This is a genomic window from Rhodococcus sp. Leaf233 (assembly GCF_001426165.1).
Lineage (GTDB): Bacteria > Actinomycetota > Actinomycetes > Mycobacteriales > Mycobacteriaceae > Rhodococcoides > Rhodococcoides fascians.
This window is the reverse complement of sequence record NZ_LMRO01000001.1, coordinates 654529-673229: the sequence shown is the minus strand read 5'-3', so window position 1 is coordinate 673229 and position 18701 is coordinate 654529. Positions and strand designations below refer to the sequence as shown.

Annotated in this window: 19 protein-coding genes; 8 read left to right on the top strand and 11 right to left on the bottom strand. The window is 65.8% G+C overall.

From position 1 onward, the window contains the following. Window positions 1-11: 11 nt before the first annotated feature. From ASH04_RS03325 to ASH04_RS03300, 6 genes are all read right to left on the bottom strand, one after another. The gene (locus tag ASH04_RS03325; protein WP_235579911.1) at window positions 12-1103 is read right to left on the bottom strand and encodes a BMP family lipoprotein; all 1092 of its coding nucleotides are present in this window, start codon (window positions 1101-1103) and stop codon (window positions 12-14) included. 77 nt (window positions 1104-1180) lie between these two features. Then, entirely contained in the window at window positions 1181-2611 is a 1431-nt protein-coding gene (locus tag ASH04_RS03320; protein WP_057472724.1) for a nucleobase:cation symporter-2 family protein, read from the bottom strand. A 57-nt stretch (window positions 2612-2668) separates the two neighbouring features. After that, window positions 2669-3175, bottom strand: coding sequence for a YbjN domain-containing protein (locus tag ASH04_RS03315; RefSeq protein WP_032365194.1), 507 nt, complete (start codon window positions 3173-3175; stop codon window positions 2669-2671). Continuing rightward, entirely contained in the window at window positions 3172-4500 is a 1329-nt protein-coding gene (gene mshA / locus ASH04_RS03310) for a D-inositol-3-phosphate glycosyltransferase (RefSeq protein ID WP_032369922.1), read from the bottom strand. Before mshA ends, ASH04_RS03315 begins: the two co-directional genes overlap by 4 nt. Before the next feature lie 67 nt (window positions 4501-4567). Then, window positions 4568-5416: an alpha/beta fold hydrolase gene (locus ASH04_RS03305; protein ID WP_032381243.1), complete on the bottom strand. Its 849-nt coding sequence runs from the start codon at window positions 5414-5416 to the stop codon at window positions 4568-4570. Between the two features lie 11 nt (window positions 5417-5427). Then, window positions 5428-6729, bottom strand: a complete 1302-nt coding sequence (locus ASH04_RS03300) for an ROK family transcriptional regulator (protein WP_057472723.1) — start codon at window positions 6727-6729, stop codon at window positions 5428-5430. 332 nt (window positions 6730-7061) lie between these two features. Here ASH04_RS03300 and ASH04_RS03295 point away from each other — a divergent pair, with 332 nt between their 5' ends. Next, on the top strand, window positions 7062-7817 hold the full coding sequence (locus ASH04_RS03295; protein WP_027498379.1) for an SDR family NAD(P)-dependent oxidoreductase: 756 nt from the start codon (window positions 7062-7064) through the stop codon (window positions 7815-7817). A 70-nt stretch (window positions 7818-7887) separates the two neighbouring features. On the opposite strand, the gene ASH04_RS03290 is transcribed toward ASH04_RS03295, so the two are convergent. The 3 genes from ASH04_RS03290 to ASH04_RS03280 all read right to left on the bottom strand — a co-directional run bounded on the left by ASH04_RS03290 (window position 7888) and on the right by ASH04_RS03280 (window position 11877). Next, window positions 7888-9126, bottom strand: coding sequence for a L,D-transpeptidase (locus ASH04_RS03290; protein ID WP_200937264.1), 1239 nt, complete (start codon window positions 9124-9126; stop codon window positions 7888-7890). 122 nt (window positions 9127-9248) lie between these two features. Further along, window positions 9249-10799 (bottom strand): MBL fold metallo-hydrolase, encoded by a 1551-nt coding sequence (locus tag ASH04_RS03285; RefSeq protein ID WP_027498380.1) that lies wholly within the window; start codon window positions 10797-10799, stop codon window positions 9249-9251. Window positions 10800-10860: 61 nt separating this feature from the next. Beyond that, the gene (locus ASH04_RS03280) at window positions 10861-11877 is read right to left on the bottom strand and encodes a UDP-N-acetylmuramate dehydrogenase (protein ID WP_057472722.1); all 1017 of its coding nucleotides are present in this window, start codon (window positions 11875-11877) and stop codon (window positions 10861-10863) included. A gap of 58 nt (window positions 11878-11935) precedes the next feature. On the opposite strand from ASH04_RS03280, the gene ASH04_RS03275 reads away from it, so the two are divergent. From ASH04_RS03275 to ASH04_RS03260, 4 genes are all read left to right on the top strand, one after another. Further along, the gene (locus ASH04_RS03275; RefSeq protein ID WP_057472721.1) at window positions 11936-12445 is read left to right on the top strand and encodes a DUF2505 domain-containing protein; all 510 of its coding nucleotides are present in this window, start codon (window positions 11936-11938) and stop codon (window positions 12443-12445) included. A 45-nt stretch (window positions 12446-12490) separates the two neighbouring features. After that, entirely contained in the window at window positions 12491-12994 is a 504-nt protein-coding gene (locus tag ASH04_RS03270) for a DUF2505 domain-containing protein (RefSeq protein WP_032365187.1), read from the top strand. A gap of 77 nt (window positions 12995-13071) precedes the next feature. Next, window positions 13072-13767, top strand: coding sequence for a class I SAM-dependent methyltransferase (locus tag ASH04_RS03265; protein WP_235579910.1), 696 nt, complete (start codon window positions 13072-13074; stop codon window positions 13765-13767). Between the two features lie 62 nt (window positions 13768-13829). Beyond that, window positions 13830-14735 (top strand): GNAT family N-acetyltransferase, encoded by a 906-nt coding sequence (locus tag ASH04_RS03260; RefSeq protein ID WP_057472720.1) that lies wholly within the window; start codon window positions 13830-13832, stop codon window positions 14733-14735. Between the two features lie 3 nt (window positions 14736-14738). Here the strand turns inward: ASH04_RS03260 and ASH04_RS03255 are convergent, their stop codons facing one another. Then, complete coding sequence (locus ASH04_RS03255; protein ID WP_057472719.1) at window positions 14739-15326, bottom strand: type IV toxin-antitoxin system AbiEi family antitoxin domain-containing protein; 588 nt, start codon at window positions 15324-15326, stop codon at window positions 14739-14741. 110 nt (window positions 15327-15436) lie between these two features. Here ASH04_RS03255 and ASH04_RS03250 point away from each other — a divergent pair, with 110 nt between their 5' ends. Continuing rightward, window positions 15437-16183, top strand: a complete 747-nt coding sequence (locus tag ASH04_RS03250; protein WP_027498387.1) for an LmeA family phospholipid-binding protein — start codon at window positions 15437-15439, stop codon at window positions 16181-16183. 61 nt (window positions 16184-16244) lie between these two features. On the opposite strand, the gene deoC is transcribed toward ASH04_RS03250, so the two are convergent. Beyond that, window positions 16245-16895, bottom strand: a complete 651-nt coding sequence (deoC, locus tag ASH04_RS03245) for a deoxyribose-phosphate aldolase (RefSeq protein WP_057472718.1) — start codon at window positions 16893-16895, stop codon at window positions 16245-16247. A 58-nt stretch (window positions 16896-16953) separates the two neighbouring features. On the opposite strand from deoC, the gene ASH04_RS03240 reads away from it, so the two are divergent. Both ASH04_RS03240 and purU read left to right on the top strand, forming a co-directional pair. Beyond that, complete coding sequence (locus ASH04_RS03240) at window positions 16954-17796, top strand: class I SAM-dependent methyltransferase (protein WP_057472717.1); 843 nt, start codon at window positions 16954-16956, stop codon at window positions 17794-17796. Window positions 17797-17809: 13 nt separating this feature from the next. After that, window positions 17810-18694: a formyltetrahydrofolate deformylase gene (gene purU / locus ASH04_RS03235; RefSeq protein ID WP_032365183.1), complete on the top strand. Its 885-nt coding sequence runs from the start codon at window positions 17810-17812 to the stop codon at window positions 18692-18694. Window positions 18695-18701: the final 7 nt, after the last annotated feature.

The window sequence follows — 18701 nt, the reverse complement described above, 5'->3', positions numbered from 1 at the left end:
TACGACCGAGGCTACTTGGGTGCCGACGGCGATTCGACGGTGATGGACCCGTCGACGATGCCGGCCTTGATCGTGTCCAGTTCGCCCTGCAGCGCGGGGTCGACCTGTGACTCGAAGTCGTGGAACGGCGCGATGCCGACGCCGTCGTTCTCGAGCGTGCCCACGTACGGGCTGTTGTCGAACTTGTCTGCACCGGAGTTGGCCACTACCTCGTCGACACTGGTCTTGAGGCCCTTGGTCACCGAGGTGAGCAGCAGGTCGCCGACCGACGGGTCCGACTCGAAGACGTCGGCGTCCGCACCGATCAGTGCGACCGGACGAGAGGAGTCCCGAATGGCCTGCGCCGCACTCTGATAGATGGGTCCACCGACCGGGAAGATGACGTCGGCGTTCTGGTCGATCAGGCCCTGGGCGGTGTTCTTGGCGACCTCGTTGGCGGTGAATCCACCGGTGAACGAGCCGTTCTGGGAAGGCACATCCCAGCCGATGACGCGGACTGCCTTGCCCTTCTGCTCGTTGAAGTAGTTCACACCGTCGGCGAAACCGTCCATGAAGATGGTGACGGTCGGCAGCTGCGAGCCGCCGAAGGTGCCGACGACTCCGGTCTTGCTGTAGCTGGCGGCGGCGTAACCGGCCAGGAATGCCGACTGCGACGCGTCGTAGGTCAGCGGCTTGACGTTCGGCAAATCGATCGAGGAGTCGTCGATAATCGCGAAATCGATGTCGGTGTTGGCCTCGGCCGCGACCTTGGTGGCGTCGGCCAGGTCGAATCCGACGGTGACGATCAGGTTGCAGCCCTGATCGACGAGGTTGTTGATGTTGGGGGCGTAGTCGGTGGGCGACGCGGACTCGACGGTGCGCGGCTCGACGCCGAGCTCGCCTGCAGCCTCGGTGAGTCCCTCGAATCCGAGCTGGTTGAACGACTTGTCGTCGAATCCGCCACTGTCGGAGACCATGCAGGGCAGGAAGTCACTCGAGCCGCCCCCGCCCGATCCTTCGTTCTCGGGTGCGGATCCACAGCCTGCGATCAGGGCGATGGCACCGAGCGACGCGACGCCGCCGAGTGCTGCCTTCCGCGTACTCGTGCGGGTAACGAATGACAAGATGTCCTCCAATATCGATGTGTGTTTCGTCTGTTTCGGGACGGTACTCGCGCGAACCTGGGTGCGCAGGATTTCACTCAGGTATCGGACTCGGGCGTGACCTTGCCGGGCAAGGTTCCGCCTTCGCCGAGTACCCGTGCTTCGTCCTCGCGCACCATCACTGCCGGGCCCGCGGCGACCACCGATGGATTCGACGGCGTACCGGGCTTGAATACGTTGAAGAATACGTTGAGCACCACTGCGACAATGCTTGCGGCACTGATTCCGGAATGGAACACCGTGACGAACCAGTCCGGGAACTCGTCCCAGAAGTCGCTCGCAACAACAGGAATGAGACCGAAAGCCAAGGTCACCGCCACGATGACGACGTTGGCGTTGTTGTCGTAGTTCACCTTGCCGAGGGTGCGGATTCCACTGGCGGCGACGGTTCCGAACAGGGCGATTCCGGCACCGCCGAGCACGGGCAGCGGAACCACGCCGACCACCGCCGCGAGAACCGGCGAAAGACCCAGCAGCGCAAGCACGCCGCCGCCCAGGGCGACGACGAAGCGGCTCTTGATGCCGGTCATCGCAACCAGTCCCACGTTCTGTGCGAACGCCGTCGCCGGGAACGTGTTGAAGATGGGGGCGACGGCCGAGGAGACCATGTCTGCGCGCAATCCGTCGCCTACACGTCGGGAGTCGACGTCGGTTCCGACGACCTCTCCCACGGCCAGGATGTCGGCCGTGGTCTCCACCATCACCACCAGGATCACGATCGTCATCGACACGATCGCACCGACGGCGAAGATCGGCGAGCCGAAGGCGAACGGGGTGGGCACCGCGACCACCGCGGCGTCCCCGACGCCGCCGAAGTCCGTCTTGCCCACGATCAGTGCTGCGATCGTCCCGACGACGAGCCCGAGCAGGATGGACAGGCGCGAGAGCACCTTGATCTTGGTCATCACCAGCACCGCGAGAAGGGTGAACATCGCCAGTCCGATGTTGCCGGGGTCCAGGTACTGGGGGTTCGGCGCACCGCCCACCATCTCCTGGCCGGTGATCCAGCGTGCGGCGACCGGCATCAGCGACAGCCCGATGACGGTGATGATGCTTCCGGTCACCAGGGGTGGGAAGAAGCGGACGATCTTCGAGAAGAACGGGGCGATGGCCAAACCGATCAGCGCGGCCACCAGGACGGCCCCGAGGACCGTGCGGAGCCCGGTTCTACCGTCCTCGGCGCTGCCGATGATGGTCAGCACCGTCGACACCGATGCAAACGAGATGCCTTGCACCAGCGGCAGTTGCGAGCCGAAGAAGGGAACTCCGACGGTCTGCAGCACGGTCGCGACGCCACTGACGAGCAGCGCGCACGAGATGAGCAGCGCTTGATCGGCCCCGGACAGTCCCGCTGCTCCGCCCACGATGATCGGGACGGCGATGACACCGCCGAACATGGACAGAATGTGCTGCATGCCGTAGCCGAACATCTGCAGCAGCGGCGGGCGAGTGTCCTCGGGCCTGGTCATGACCTCAGGCTAGGAACCGGACGTTACCGAGGGCAATACCCAGCCGTTTCCGGCGAGTTACGGATGTTCCGGCTCGTCGCTGCTGCCACTGGCCACCAGGTGCTCGAACGCCTTCAGATTCGCGAGCGATTCACCGCGTGACACACGCCAGGCCCATTCGCGCTTGATCGACTCCGCGAAACCCAGCTCGAGCAACACGTTGAAGTCGCCGTCGGCGGCCTCGAGGGTCTGACCGAAGATCCGATCGAGTTCGTCACCGTCGACGGCGCGCAACGACATTCGGCCCACCAGGTAGATGTCACCGACCTTGTCGATCGTGTAATGCACTCCGTACAGCCGACGGTTGCGACGCAGCAGGTATTTGTAGACGCCCTCGAAGTTTTCGTCGGGCTTGCGGCAGACGAACGCCTCGATGCGCACCCCGTGGTGTCCGACGGTCAACATCGTCGTCGTCTTCAGTTTGCGTTCCCCGGGCAGTTCGACGGTGAACACCTCGCCGCGCCGCGTGTAGTCCAGTTCGCGATCCTTCAGGACCCGGTCGATCAGTTCGGCGGTTTCGCTCATGCAGTCACTGCTCCCGATCTGCGCAATTTCGACAATCCTCGGACTCGTCGCGGCGAGAATTCACTGGGTGCCTCGCCTCGATCGAAGTGGAATCGGGCCTGCCGGTAGCTCTCGATCAGGCCGTCCGCGGTGTGTTCCCACGAGAAGTTTCGCGCATGGAGCGGTGCGGCAATTGCCATCTCGGACAACGCCGCTCGATCGACGAGCATCGACGCCAAGGCGTCGGCCCAGTCCGTGATGCGGTGTCCCTGCACCAGTCGCCCGGTTTCACCGGATCGCACCGCGACACCGAGCCCGCCGACATCTGCTGCGAGAACCGGTGTTCCACAGGCCTGGGCTTCGATCGCCACCAGACCGAACGATTCGTTGTAGCTCGGCACCGCCACGAGATCGGCGGCTCGGTACACCTGCGCCAGGCGCGCGGACGGCTGCGGCGGCATGAACGTCACGTGCGGGGTGATCCCGAGCGTATCGGCCAGATCGATCAGACTGTCGGGTCGGTCCAACCCGCTGCCGGACGGCCCGCCGACGATCAGGATCCGCAGCGGCATGCTCGGATGTCGTTGCAGCACTTCGGCAGCCGCTGCGACCAGAACGTCGGGGGCCTTGAGCGGTTGGATCCGCCCGACGAACGCGACGACGGCCTCGTCCTGCGAGAGTCCGAGTGCGGCACGTGCGGCCCGCTTGTCTCCCGGATTGTATTGAGCCAGATCGGCTCCCGGGGCAACCACGTCGATCGACTCCTGCCGAGCCCCGTAGATCTCGACGAGCGATTTCGCTTCCTCGGTGGTGTTGGCGATCAATCGATCGGCCTCGGCGACCACCTGCTGCTCACCGATCTGACGGGCCGCGGGCTCGGGTGCATCGCCTTGAGCCAGGGACGCGTTCTTGACGGCGGCGAGAGTGTGCGCCGTGTGCACCAACGGCACTCCCCAGCGGTCACGTGCCAACCACCCCACCTGACCCGACAGCCAGTAGTGCGAATGAACCAGGTCGTAGTAGCCGGGCTCGTGCCGAGCTTCCTCGCGGAGCACCCCGGCCGCGAACGCACACAGTTGAGTGGGCAGGTCGTGTTTGTCCAGACCCTCGAACGGCCCCGCGACGATGTTGCGTACCAGCACCCCGGGAGCGGCCTCGACGACCGGCGCGTCGCTCGACGACGTCGCGCGGGTGAATATCTCGACCTCGACGCCGCGTTCGGCCAACTGCTTGGCGCTCTGCAGTACGTAGACGTTCATTCCCCCGGCATCGCCCGTTCCGGGCTGCGCCAGCGGGGAGGTATGCAAGGACAACACAGCGACCCTGTTCAGCCGGCGTCCAGTCACTTCTTCAGCGTGCACGCCTCCACATTACGTCGCCACGTCTGCCGCTTCGCACGGCCTGCGCTTTTGCTCACCCGTCCAGACCGTCGACGAATTCGCTCACCTCGCCGAGAAAGCGCTCGGGATCGGCGACGAACGGGCCGTGGTCGACGCCGTCCCAGTACGACGCGCCGGCTCCGGGAATGAGGTCCGCGGCGTGCCGACCGGCCGAGACATCGACGACGGTGTCGTCGGTTCCGTGCAGCACGAAGGCGGGGACATCGAGGTTGCGCAGCAGCTCGTCGTGGCCGACGGCCCGATCGAACAACGCGGCGCGAACCCTCGGCCGGGTGGACAGGGTCAGCCCGAACAGGGCCTGCGCCTCGGTGCCCTTTCCCTCGACGGGGCCTGTCAACGCATTACCGAAACTACCCAGCGCCTTGATCGCGATACGCGGTTCCTCGGCCATCGCCCCGGGAATTGCCGCCCGCATGGCCGTGCCCACCCGTCCGCCTGCCTCGCCTCTGCCGATACTCGTGATCGCGCCCACGAGCACGATGCCCGCGATCGCGTCCGAGCCGTGAGTCGCGAGATAATCGCAGATCACCAGCCCGCCGTACGACCACCCCAGCAGCACTGCGCCCGCCGTGATGTTCTCGGCGTCCAGCACCGCGGCCACGTCCCCGGCCCAGATCTTCGAGTCGTCGTATCCGGCCTCGGGGGCATCGGAGTAGCCGTGGCCACGCAGGTCGACGGCGACGACGCGGTAGCGCGACGAAAGATCGGCCAGCAGCCCGTCGCCCCAACACGCCGAACTCTGCGCCCACCCGTGCAGCAGAACCAGCGGTCTCGCCGCCGGGTCACCGGTGACGCGGTAGACGATGTTCGTTCCGTCGATGCCGGTGGCCTGCCGAACCGGTCCTGCTGCAGGGGTGCTCATGTGGGGTCAACTTACGCGGCTGCTCGGCGCATCGAGGCCAGTGGATCCGAGTACAGGGAACTGAGCGAAACCACCGTTGCGGCGAACTCCTGCACCCTGTCGCCGAATCCGGTGACCCGAATGTCCCTGCGCGGCAACGTCGAATTGGCGGCGAAGGCCTCCCCCACGTGCGGAATCCCTGCGGGATACGCCGTGAACGCCTGGCCACCGAGTACCACTCGATCCGGATTGAACATGTCGCGTAACAGGGCGACCGTCCGACCCAACGTGACGGCCCGTTCGACGAGCAAGTCCCTGGCCGCCTCCGAGCCGTCGGTCGCGGCTCGGTACACGGCGGAGATAGTCGGCCGGGCTCCGCGGGCTACGCTCGCGAAAATTTTGCGGTCGATCGCCGCGGTCACTATCGCGCGATCGCTGACGGCCGCTTCGAGGCAGCCCCGGTTGCCGCAGCTGCACAGCACCGACGAGCCGGTGGGCAGGTGAGCGATCGACCCGGGTCCGCTGGACGGAGTGTGCACGCGGCCGTCGATCGTCAGCGCCATGCCTGCGCTTTCGCGTGCATAGAAGTAGAGCGAGGTGCCGGTGCTGCTCGACGGAGCAGCGGCGTCCGATACGCGGGGCGCGAGCAGAAGTTCCGACGCCGCCATCGCTTCGACGTGGCCGGAAACAGAGATCGGTAGCCCCAACCCACCGCCGATGACACCCGCCACCTGGGCGTTCTCCCAGCCCAGCCGCGGATGATCGACAGTGCCCGTCGTCGTGTCGACACGGCCGCCGAGGGCAACCCCCACCCACAGTGGGGTGCGCCGATGCCATCTGCCGGCGAAGGCCCCGGCGCTGCGGGTGATCGAAGCGAGCGCTGCATCGGCGGACCCGCTCGGCGTGGGAATCTCCACAGCCCCCAGGATCTTTCCGCGCGGGTCACTGACGATGATTCCGGTGACGACGGCACCGATATGGATCCCGATGGTCGAGAACGGCTCGTGATTGACCTCGAACGGCACGCGGGGTCGTCCGATCGCACCGGCGGCCGTGAGGTCCGCGCGCTCGCGCAGCAATCCGACGCCGAGCAGAGCAGACACCTGACGATTGACCGTGGCAATGCTCAAACCCGTTGTGCGCGCAGCACTGTCACGCGAGATCGGGCCCTCGACGCATGCGACCCGCAGTACCGACGCCGCGGGACTGTCGGCAATCCGAAGATCGGGCGCGACGAGCTGGACCCGCGATCGCAGCGGGGCGTGGGAGGTGGACCGCGCCGGCGAGCGCAGCGCGGTGGGGCGAGAGTGGTGGTGCAGCGTGGATACGGACATCCGTCGTGTTCCTCAGCAGTGGAAACCTCCGTCTCGTGTAAGACGTCGACGAAGGTGCGAAGTGATGCAGGTCAAGGGGTGAGGCGGACCGGGGAGGTCCACGTCACGCGAATCGACTGCCCGTAGCGCGAGAAGGCTAGAGACAGGTTCCTTGGCCGAGACAACACAATTCCCGAGGAAGCGGGAGGCGAGACCCGAGGGACGCGGTCACATAGGTGACCCGCATCGCGGTGGTCTCGCTGGCGGACATGAACCCAAAATTAGCACTCGAAGCCCGATTGTCCAATCGGGCCCGTCCGGATGCGCTGTTTCTCCCGAACTAGAATTTCTCCATGACCTCGCCCGAACACATCGCACCCGATACCCGCATCGCCGTCGTCACCGGAGCGAGTTCCGGCATCGGCGCGGCCACCGCGCGCCAACTCGCCGCCGACGGATTCCACGTCGTCATCGGCGCACGCAGGCTCGACCGACTCGAAGAACTGGCCTCGGAGATCGGCGGCACCGCCCTGGAACTCGATGTGACGGACGAGGATTCGGTGGCCGCCTTCACCGCCGTCATCCCCCGCGTCGACGTCCTGATCAACAATGCCGGTGGCGCGAAGGGATTGGCCCCGGTGATCGACGCCGACCTCGACGACTGGCGCTGGATGTGGGAGACCAACGTTCTCGGCACACTCCGCGTCACGAAAGCGTTGCTGCCCAAGCTGATCGATTCCGGAGACGGCCTGATCGTCACCATCACCTCCGTCGCGGCATTCGAGGCCTACGACAACGGCTCGGGCTACACCTCCGCCAAACATGCTCAGGCCGTACTGCATCGGACGCTGCGCGGCGAGCTGCTCGGCAAACCGGTGCGGTTGACCGAGGTCGCACCGGGTGCCGTGGAAACCGAGTTCTCACTCGTCCGCTTCGACGGTGACGCGGCCAAGGCCGACGCGGTCTACCAGGGCATCACGCCGTTGGTCGCGAGCGACATCGCGGAGGTGATCGGCTTCGTCGCCTCCCGCCCGTCGCACGTCAATCTCGATCAGATCATCATCAAGCCACGCGATCAGGCCGGTCCGGGGCGCTTCTCCCGTAAGTAGTAGTGCGCTGCGCGCAGTGGTGCGGTTAAGTGCCCCCTGGGGTACATAACCGGACCACTGCTGTAGGCACTCACCCAGCGGGCGCAGGTGCCGTTGTCGTCGCGGGTGCCGTTGTCGCAGGCGTCGTCGTTGCTGGTGCCCCGCCGGCAGGGAGCGCCGACATCGACTCCCACGTCGACCAGTCGATGGCCCAGTCGTACAGGTCACCGTCCGCTGCGGAGAGGTCGATGCGGGTGCCGGTGACCTCCACCGGGTCGCCGTACATCGCCGTGCCGAAGTACTGCTGCGCGTCCTCCGTCGAGAGGTTGATACATCCGTTCGTGACGTTCGATGCGCCCTGCACGCCGGTGGTCAGTGGGTTGGCGTGGATGAACTCGCCGTTGTTGGAGATGCGCACCGCCCAGCGTTCGCGCACGTTCTCGTAGAACGGCGGGTTCGACATCAGGAAGTCCTCGTGCTTCTCGGTGACGACGTGGATGCCGCTGCGGGTGACGTTGCGATCCTCGTTGCCCTCGCCGTAGCTGACGGGAATGTCCATGATCGTCGCGCCGTCGCGGACCACCTGCATGCGGTGGCTGGTGGCGTCGGCGACGACGACCTGACTGCGTCCGATGCTGAAGTTGAGGGTGACGTCGTCGGCCCCGTAGGCACCGTCGCCGTAGTTCACGCCGTAGAGCTTGGCGTTCACCGAGACCGTCGTGCCGGGCGTCCAGTAGTTGGTGGGACGCCAGTGGATGCGCGAGCCGTTGTCGTCGGGGAACCACGCCCAGGCACCGGGCGTCGGCGGGTTGGTGGTGACGGTCAGCGCCTTCTCGACGGCTGCCTTGTCCTCGATCGCCGAGTCGAACTGCAGGATGATCGGCGCTGCAATGCCGACTTCCTGGCCGTCGCCGATGTTGGTGCTCACCGAGGTACGGCTGTCCGGTTCGACGGTGGTGAAGCTGCCCTCGATCGGCACGGTCTTGTTGTCCGCGCCGACGGCGGAACCGGACCACGTGTATTTCACCCCGTACCCGAGTGGCTCGGTGACGGCGTAGGACGCGTTGTCGGGTGCCAGTGCCCCCTGCACGACCTTGCCGTCCGGGTTCGTCAATTCGACCTGGGTGAGCGTTCCGTTCGTCACCGACACCGAGATCGGTGCCACCGGGCTGACGTCGGTGGCACCTTCGGCCGGGTTCTGCGTGATCTGCGCGACGGGCGCTGCCTCGGTCGTCGGTGCCGAAGCACCGGGGCTTTTGTCGCCCGATCCGACGGTGCAGCCGGCTACTAACGCAACCAGTGCGACGAGCACGGTGACCAACCACACCATGCGCGTCCGTTTTGTCTGTTCTACCTGCTCATGCACGTTGTCCAACGTACCTGCGTCTGCGAACTACCCCACATTTCCCACTGTTTTTGGGGGCAGTCTCACAGCGAACCGTCGACGACGAGTCAGAGCTTCTGCGAGCGCAGCTCGTGTCCCTTCGACGTCAGGCAGCGGCCCGAGTCCAGGTTCCAGTCCCAGCCGTGCAGGTTGCAGGTGAGCTTGTTTCCCTCGACGATGCCGAACTTCGTCAGGTCCGCCTTCAGGTGCGGGCAGCGACGTTGAATTTCGTAGCCGCCCATCGTGATGGTGGCGGTGTCGTCGTGCGCCTCGGAGAACCAGCCGTCCGCGTAGGCGATGCGTTCGTCGGTGAGGCACTTGAAGAACGTGTACAGGAACTCGTTGTACCCGCCTACGCGTCGGGCCCGGAACCGGGTGGACAGGAAGATCGAGTTGACCCAGTCCGGCTCCTGATCACGCACTGCGGTGCGTACGAGTTCTGGCGGGATGGTGAAGCTGTAACGGAATTTCTCGTTCGAGATCGGTTCTCGGACAATCCTTTTCGGGAAGTCCAGCACAACTGTCTCGTCGCCCATCGTAATTCCGACGGGGTAGCCGATGCCGTCGCAGATCAGATCCGTCTGCGCCATGATCGGCTCGAACAGTCCGCGCAGCGGCTCGAGCAGCGGCTCACCCTCGGCCGGTGCCCAGCCGGCCTTCTCGGCTGCGATGACCGACGCCTGACGCTGGGCGTAGGCCTCGATGTAGTCGGCTTTGCCGGTGGTGAAGATGGCTTCGGCGTCGGCCGTGGGGATGGGATGCTCGTGGGACTTCAGATCCGAACCCTCGAATGTGGCCGTCGTGCCCGGAATCATCAGCAGACCCTTGTCGTGGCCGTGCAGTCGCATCTGCTCGAGAAACACCATCTGGTCCGGGAACACGTTGGCCGGGTCGCCGTAGACGTCGTTGAGCGAGCGCAGTTCGTCGTCGAGGAAACACGGCGGGCCCGCGGACGGAATGACCCAGGTGGAGCCGACCTGCTCGATGTACTGACGCGCACGATCCATCTGTCGCTGACGTTTCTGGATACCGAAGTTCCGCTTCGCACGCGAGACCATGTCGTAGACCATCGGGTACCAGATCGCGCCCGAGTACTGCAGCATGTGGACGTCGACCGGACCGAACTGCTCGGTCATCATGTCCAGGTCCACCGGCCGCGCGTCGTTCATGTTGAACGCGACGGTCTTCCCGTCGGACACCACCAGGCCCGAGTCGCCGATCGGGCCGTCGGCAGGCGCGCGGAGCGCGATGATCATGATGTCGAGATCACCCTTGGGCCCGGTCAGCGTGTGCTTGACCGAGTCGGTGGTCTCGTAGAACTTGTGGAAGCCGAGCTTCTCCAGCTCGTGCTTGAGATCGAGCACCGGGTAGTCCGGCAGCAACACCGTCGCGTCCTTGTTGACGTGTTCGGCCAGGTTGCGGGGATCGAAGTGATCCTTGTGCAGGTGCGAGACGTAGAGGTAATCGCAATCACCCAACTCGTCCCAGTCCAGGCCCGAGTTGTCGGGGAAAGGGAACCACGACGCGTAGAAGGACGGGTTCACCCACGGATCGCACAGGATGCTCCCCGCCTCGGTCCGAATATGGAATCCCGCGTGCCCCACGCTGGTGACCTGCACTGACTTACCTCCTACGAGCCGAACTCTCGAATCTCCATCGTATGCGCCGTTTCGAGCGTCCCTAACCCAGAGCGCAGTTGACGAGGTCACACTCGGGGGTCAGCGTGACCCCGTACTTCTCTCGCACACCGTCTCGGACGTGCGCGGCAAGAGCCATGATGTCCGACGCGGCGGCCCCACCCCGGTTGGTGATCGCGAGTACATGTTTGGTCGACAGGGCCGCGGTACCGCGGCCGAACTCGGTGCCGTAGCCCCGCGGGAATCCCGAGTTCTGAATGAGCCAGGCGGCCGGAATCTTCGTGCCGGCCGGGTCGGGAAAGCTCGGCGCGTGGGTTGCCTGCTCCGGCACCTCCGGCAACACCGGGTTGAGGAAGAACGACCCCACGCTCCACGTGTCGTGATCGGCCGCATCCAGCACCATTCCACGCTCACCGCGCAGCGCGAGCACTGCTGCGCGTACGTCCGGCACCGGAACGACGTCGCCGATCTGCACATCGAGCCGCTCCGACAACGCGGCATAGCGCACCGGCAGCGATTCGGTGGTCTTCTTCAGCGCGAACGTCACGTCCAGAATCACGTAACGCGACGATCGCTTGAACACCGACGACCGATGCGTTCCGAATCCGCACTGCTCGGGCGTCCACACCGAGGTCTCCTGCGTCTGCCGGTCGTAGACGGTGAGGCTGTGCAGCAATTCCGACGTCGACGCGCCGTACGCGCCGACGTTCTGAATGGGCGTCGCGCCCGTCGTTCCAGGAATCCCCGACAGCGCTTCCATCCCGGACAGACCCGCATCGATCGTCGCCTGCACGACGGCATCCCACTCGACACCGGCGTCCACGGTCACCCGCTCGCCGTCGATCTCCAACCGCGAGCCGGTCACCCGAACCACACGGCCGTCGAACCCGTCGTCGCCGACGACCAGGTTGGATCCGCCGCCGATGACCAGCACATCCGTCCCTGCACGGTCCGCGTCACGCACCAGGGAGACCAACTCGTCAGCGTTCGTCGCGACGGTGAATTCACGGGCTGGGCCGCCCACCCGGATGGTGGTGAGTTCGGAAATTGCAGTAGGCACGGACTCTCACGCTACCGGTCGCGCACGAACGTCCTCAGTCACCCGGTAACCTGCGGGGATGCCTCGCCCTATTGAGCACAGCTCGACTGTGCCCGCCTCCGCCGACAAGGTCCACGCAGCGCTGACGTCCGAGCAGTACTGGAAGGACCGCATCGAGCAGATCGGCGGCCCCGGTGCCAGCTTGAAGAGCGTCACCGTCGGCGACGGCACCATCGACGTCGTCATGGCCCAGTCGGTCCCCGAAGAAGAGCTGCCGTCCGCGGTCACCGCCTTCAAGAAGGGCGACCTCATCATCGAACGCACCGAGAGCTGGGGACAGTTCGACGGCACCCACGCCGCGGGCACCTTCGGAGCCACCGTCGAAGGAGCACCCGCGCGCATCACCGGCACCACCAGCCTCGACGGCAAGGGCGAGACGACCACCGTCGCGCTGGCCGGCACCACCGAGGTCAAGGTCCCCATCTTCGGCGGGAAGATCGAAGCGATGATCAGCGAGCAGGTCCTCGCCCTCATCGACAACGAGCAGGACTTCACCGGTAACTGGATCGCCGCGCAAGCAAGCAGCTGAGCCTGGTCGTTCCGCAGGCTCCACTCCTGGGTAACCTGGCGCACTATGGCTCGCCGAATGAACTACTCCGCCCGGTTCACCCACTCGACGCAGCAGGTCTATGCAGCGCTGTCCAGTCGCGAGCACTGGGACGCGCGCATCGAGGAGATGCGTAAGTATTCGGAGAACGAGCTGAAGAGCTTCGAGGTGTCCGACGCCGGAATCGACATCGTGATGCACCACGTCATCCCCCGTACCGAACTGCCCGACATCGCACAGACGGTGATGAAGAAAGACATGGTCATCACCCGCAACGTGCATTTCGACGCGTACGGAGAAACCACGGCGGGGCACTACGACGCGTCGATTCCGGCCGGACCCGGCTCACTGAAGGGCACCACGTCACTGTTCCCCACCAACGGTGGCTCGACGCTGCGCACGTCCTCCGAAGCCAAGGTGTTCCTGCCGTTCATCGGCGGCAAACTCGAGCAACTGATGCTCGTCAACCTCATCGACCTGTGGCGCGGCGAGGGCGAAGTGACCGCCACCTGGCTCGAGAAGAACGCCTAGCCCTGAACAAGCCTGAGGGTGTCATCACCCGCGGCACCACCGGCATCAATCGGTTGCGTCGCAGCGACCGGTGGTTGATGCACGATCCCGATGTCCGACGCGTCCTGCGCGAATCACCGGACCCCCTCGTCGTCGACCTCGGGTACGGGGCGATGCCGAACACGACTCTCGAACTCGCGGGCCGACTTCGAACCGTCAGGCCCGATCTCCGAGTCACCGGTCTGGAAATCGATCCCGCGCGGGTGGTCGAAGGAAGCGGCGGCGTCGAATTCGCCCGTGGCGGTTTCGAGTTGGCCGGACTGCGACCGAATCTGGTGCGGGCCTTCAACGTGCTGCGGCAATATCCCGAGGACGCGGTTCCCGGTGCCTGGCACCGCATTCTGTCGGGCCTGGCACCCGGCGGCCTGTTGGTCGACGGCACGTGCGACGAACTCGGTCGACGCTGCGCGTGGGTGCTGCTCGACGCCGATGGGCCGCGATCTCTGACTCTGGCCTGGGACCCGTTCGATATCGAGATGCCGTCGGACATCGCGGAGCGGCTTCCGAAAGTGTTGATACACCGCAACATCGAGGGCGAGCTGATCCACGATGTGCTCCGCCGAGCCGACCGCGCGTGGTCGGTCTCGGCACCACTGGCCCCGTTCGGCCCCCGACTGCGTTGGCGGGCGGCATTGAAAGTGCTTGCAGAGCAAGGACTCCCGGTAACACTCCCCCGCCGCCGCATGCGAGACAACGTGCTCACAGTGCCCTGGTCGACGGTCGCCCCGAGGTGACCGACCCTGCTGCGAAAGAAAACCGCATGAAGCCACCTGGCCCTCTCACGGTGAGGCCGTGTGTGCGCGACGACCTCGAGGTCCTCGAGCAGTGGCGCACTGTGGATCCAGTCGAGTGGGTCGATTCGGCTCGCCTCCACGAGGATATGGCATCGGGCAATTACCGGTTCGAGTGGATGTGGCTGGCCGAACGCGCCGGTCGTCCGGTCGGGCGCGCGGTGTGGTGGGGCCGTTCCGACGCAACGAGCCCGGTCACCCTCGACTGCTTGTCGGTCGCCCCGGACGAGGAGAGACCGGACGACGTCGGCGCTGCCCTGGTCGGTGCCGCCCGTGCGGCGTTCGATCGCAGCACCGCACTCGAGTTCAATGTCGATGTGCCGGTGGGGAACTCGATGGACGATTCCCTGTCGCGGGCGTTGGCGTGGCGCGCATCGGCTGCACACAGGGGCGGTTTCACCCGCACGACCGAACGCGTCTCGTTCGCCCGGACGGCTGACGCCCCGCGGCCCGAGACGTCGACCCGACTGCGCTTTTCGGCGGGCACCGATGCAGAGTTCCTCGAGGTGTTCGAAGCCGTCGCGGCCGGAAGCCTGGACTCCCATACTCGAGAGATGGTCGCCGAGCACGGCGTCGCCGCACTCGCCGCGGACGATCTCGCCTTCTATGGTTCGCTACCGGGTCGGCGGGAGTCCTGGCAGATCGCCGGCCGACTCGACGGCACGACGGTGGGCTTCGTCGTCCCGACCAGAAATGCCTACGACGCGGCGATCAGCTATCTCGGGGTGCTCCCCGAGCATCGTGGTCAGGGCTATGTCGACGATCTACTGTCCGAGATGGTCCGGATACACCACGACGACGGGCAGCACCGCATAGTCGGAACCACCGATGCAGCGAACGCACCCATGCGAGCGGCCTTCGAGCGCGCAGGCTTCGTCGTCACCCGCACCCGGATCGTGCACGCGGGCTAGCGATCACGTACAGGCGGACAGTGCCAGTTCGACGCGTTCGGCCACTCGATCGGTGCTGCTGCCGGCCTCGGAGTACAGCGCCTGCGGGTCGACGCGACCGATAGCCACGGCGTCGCCCACCACCTCGTCGAGGGTGATCTGCGAGATGCCACCTGCGGCGAGGTCGAGGACCGTGCGTACGGGAGTGGTGATGTTGAACGTGCCGGCCGATTCGACGTCACGCGGCTCGAGCCGCAGTCGATGCACTGCCAGGCGAGTGTCGGTGAGTCGTAGGTCGCCGAACGCGCAGAGATGTACGAACTGCGGGTGCAGGTGTCCGAAACCGTGCAATTCGGCGGCGCTCTGGTGTGAGATCACTGCCTCGCCGCCGAACCACGCGCACCACATGGCGAACACTTCGAGTTCGCTGTGCGGCCACTGTCCGAGCCGAAACAGGTTGCGCTCGACGCGAGTCCACGTGGACGTGGCCAGGTTGACGCGCACCATCGCAGAGTCGAAGCCGAGTTCACCGGCCTGTTCGGCGGTGAAGTAGCCGTCCTGCCGGGTAGCGAGCGAGTGCAGCTCCTGCGCACTCGGTCCTATCGTGCTCATGCAGCAAGAGTACGTCAGAATGTGTTACACATCACAAACTTTCGAATCGAATCCCCGGACTCGGCGAGTTTCACAGAGCTTGCTCAGAAACTTCGGGAAGACTGCCGGGAATGACATCCTCAGCCAGGCGCAGCACAGTACCGCTGATCGCAGTCTCCGTTGTTGTCGTCCTCCTCGTCGCCGTCATCGGCGGAGAACTGTTCGTTCGGCAGCAGATCAAATCCTGCCTCGCCGGCCAGCTCGAGTCCGAGCTGGGCAGCCAGGTGGAGGTGGGTCTCGGCTTCAAGCCGGTCTTGCTGTCCTTGGTCGACAAGAAGGTCTCGTCGGTGACCGTCGACAGCGACGATGCTCGATTCGGCCCGGCCGAGGGCATGGTCGTGCACGCCGAGGCGAACGATCTGAACCTGACCCAAAGCGCCGACTCGGGCGGCACCATCGGTAGCTCGAGTGCCGACATCTCGTGGTCGACCGACGGCATCACCCGCACCCTGCAGAGCCAGGGCATCGGTGCCATCGTCTCCGGGGTCACGTCCGACGCGTCGGCGGGCACCCTGGAGTTCGCCGTCGGCGCGCTTGCGAAGCTGACCGTCAAGCCGCAGGTCACGGGCGGCAAGGTCGACGTCCAAACCGTCGACGCATCGATTCTGGGCCTGGGAATCCCCACCGATCTGGTCGATTCCGTCGTCGGCGTGCTCACCGACAGCCTGCAGGCGTACCCGCTGGACATGGCTCCGACGTCGCTGACCGTCACCGACTCCGGCATCGAACTCGCCCTCGAAGGCGGCCAGTACACCATCCCGGCCACCCAGCAGAACCAGAATCAGCAGACGCCCGAGGGTTGCTCGCTGGTTGCGTAATCCATGTGAGTGGAACTTCGTAGCCCACTACGAGTTTCCGTGCACGTGCGACGCAGTCGCTCTAGTTCAGCCCGTCCAACACCGCGCGGGTCCCCGATAGCCCCAACCGCGTGGCACCGGCGTCGATCATGGCCAGGGCAGCATCCGTGGAGCGGATGCCGCCGCTGGCTTTGACGCCCAATCGTCCGCCGACGGTCTCGGCCATCAGCCGCACCGCCTCGACGCTCGCGCCGCCTGCGGGATGGAATCCGGTGGATGTCTTGACGAAGTGCGCTCCGGCCTTCTCCGCGGCGCGGCACACTTCGACGATCGCCTCGTCGGTGAGCGCTGCCGATTCGATGATCACCTTGAGTACGGCGTCGCCGATGCCTTCACGGACGGTCACGATGTCGGCCAGAACGGCGTTGTAGTCCCCCGCGATGGCCGCGCCGACGTCGATCACCATGTCGACCTCGTCGGCACCCTGCTGCACGGCCAGTCGCGCCTCGGATCCCTTGATCAACGAATGATGCTTACCCGACGGGAATCCGGCCACCACAGCGGTGAGCATTCCCTCGGCGCGAATCGGCAGCATCGACGGGGAGACGCACACCGCGAGCACTCCCAGCTCGCGGCCTTCCTCGATGAGGGCCTCCACATCGGCGGCCGTGGCCTCCGGCTTGAGCAGGGTGTGATCGACCATTCCGGCGAGGGCGGCGCGGGTGAGTGTCATGAACCCAGCTTTTCACAGCACCGCATGTCGCGGCCCTGTCGGTCTACCATTCTCGGCTATGGACGCAGCCTCGCTCGCCGACACGTTCAACGCCACCAGCAGGGAGTTCGACGCGGTGACGCCGCTGGTCTGGGGCCCGGCCGGGCAGTCGCTGACGTTCGCTCTGGGGCTGCGATCCGGCGACGCCGTACTGGACGTGTGTTCCGGCACGGGGGCGTCGGCGCTTCCCGCCGCGGCAGCTGTCGGCCCGGACGGCCTGGTCCATGCCGTCGACCTCGCCGACGACCTGCTGGAGGTGGGCCGGGTGAACGCCACCGAGCGCGCCCTACGCAACATCGACTTCGTCGTCGCCGACGCCACTGCCTGGGAACCGCCGTCGACCGTTCCCTACGCCGGATACGACGCCCTGGCGTGTTCGTACAGCATCTTCTTCCTGCCGAATCCCGAGCGGGACTTCTCGCGTCTGGTGTCGCTGGTCCGGCCTGGTGGCGGCGTCGGGGTGACGGTGTGGCGTCAGGGCGCAATCGAGGCGTTCTCCCGTGCGTACTTCGAGGTGATCGCAGCACATTCACCGTCCACCGAGCAGGTGGGCCGCCTCGCGCAGGAGGGGTACGACAAGCACCCGATCCGGCGCATGGAGACGGCCGATCTGCTCGGTACGTGGCTCGCGGCGGCCGGTACGACGGACGTCCGGGCGGTCGAGCTGAGTAATCATGTACCCGCCACGGAGTCGTTCGTGTGGAGCTTCGTGTTGGGCAGTGCTCTGCGCGGCGCCCTCACCCCGTTCGACGACGCAGCCGTCGGGCGGATTCGAGCGGACTTGTTCGCGTCGCTGACCGAGCGCGGCATCGATTCGATCGATCTCGGGACACTGGTGGCAACCGGGTTGCGAGCGCCCTGAGAGAATTGCCCTCATGAGTTCTTCCGTGTCCGAGGATCGCCGCTACGTTCTGTCCCTCGGTTGCCCAGACAAGACGGGCATCGTCGCCCGTATCTCCACGTTCCTCGCCGAGGTCGGCGGCTGGATCGTCGAGGCCGCCTATCACGCCGATCCCGATACCGGTTGGTTCTTCACGCGTCAGGCCGTGCGGGCCTCGTCGGTGAGCATGAGTGTCGAGGATCTGCGTGCCCGCTTCGCCGAGGTGGCTGCCGAGCTCGGCCCGGAAACCGAATGGGCACTGCATGATTCGGGCGCACCCAAGCGAGTCGTACTGCTGGTGAGCAAGGAAGCACACTGCTTGCACGATCTCCTGGGCCGCGCGGCCGGCGGGGAGCTACCCGCTCAGATATCGGCGGTGATCGGCAACCACAGGTCGCTCGAGCCCGTCGCTGCGGCGCACGGAACACCCTTCCATCACGTCGAGTTCGCGAAGGACCCGTCCGAGCGCGGACCGGCTTTCGAGGAAGTCCGCTCGCTCGTCGACTCCTACGACCCGCACGCGGTGGTGTTGGCGCGCTTCATGCAGGTGCTGCCCGAGTCGCTCTGCGAGCACTGGGCCGGTCGCGCCATCAACATCCACCACAGCTTCCTGCCGTCGTTCGTCGGTGCTCGGCCGTACCACCAGGCGTTCGCCCGTGGCGTCAAGCTCATCGGCGCAACGTGCCATTACGTGACCGCCGAGCTCGACGCGGGACCCATCATCGAGCAGGACGTCATCCGCGTCGACCACTCCGACGAGGTGACCGACATGGTGCGTCAGGGGCGCGACATCGAGAAGCTGGTGCTCTCCCGCGGCCTGCGCTGGCACCTCGAGGATCGCGTCCTGGTGCACGGACGCAAGACCGTGGTGTTCAGCTAGACCGTTA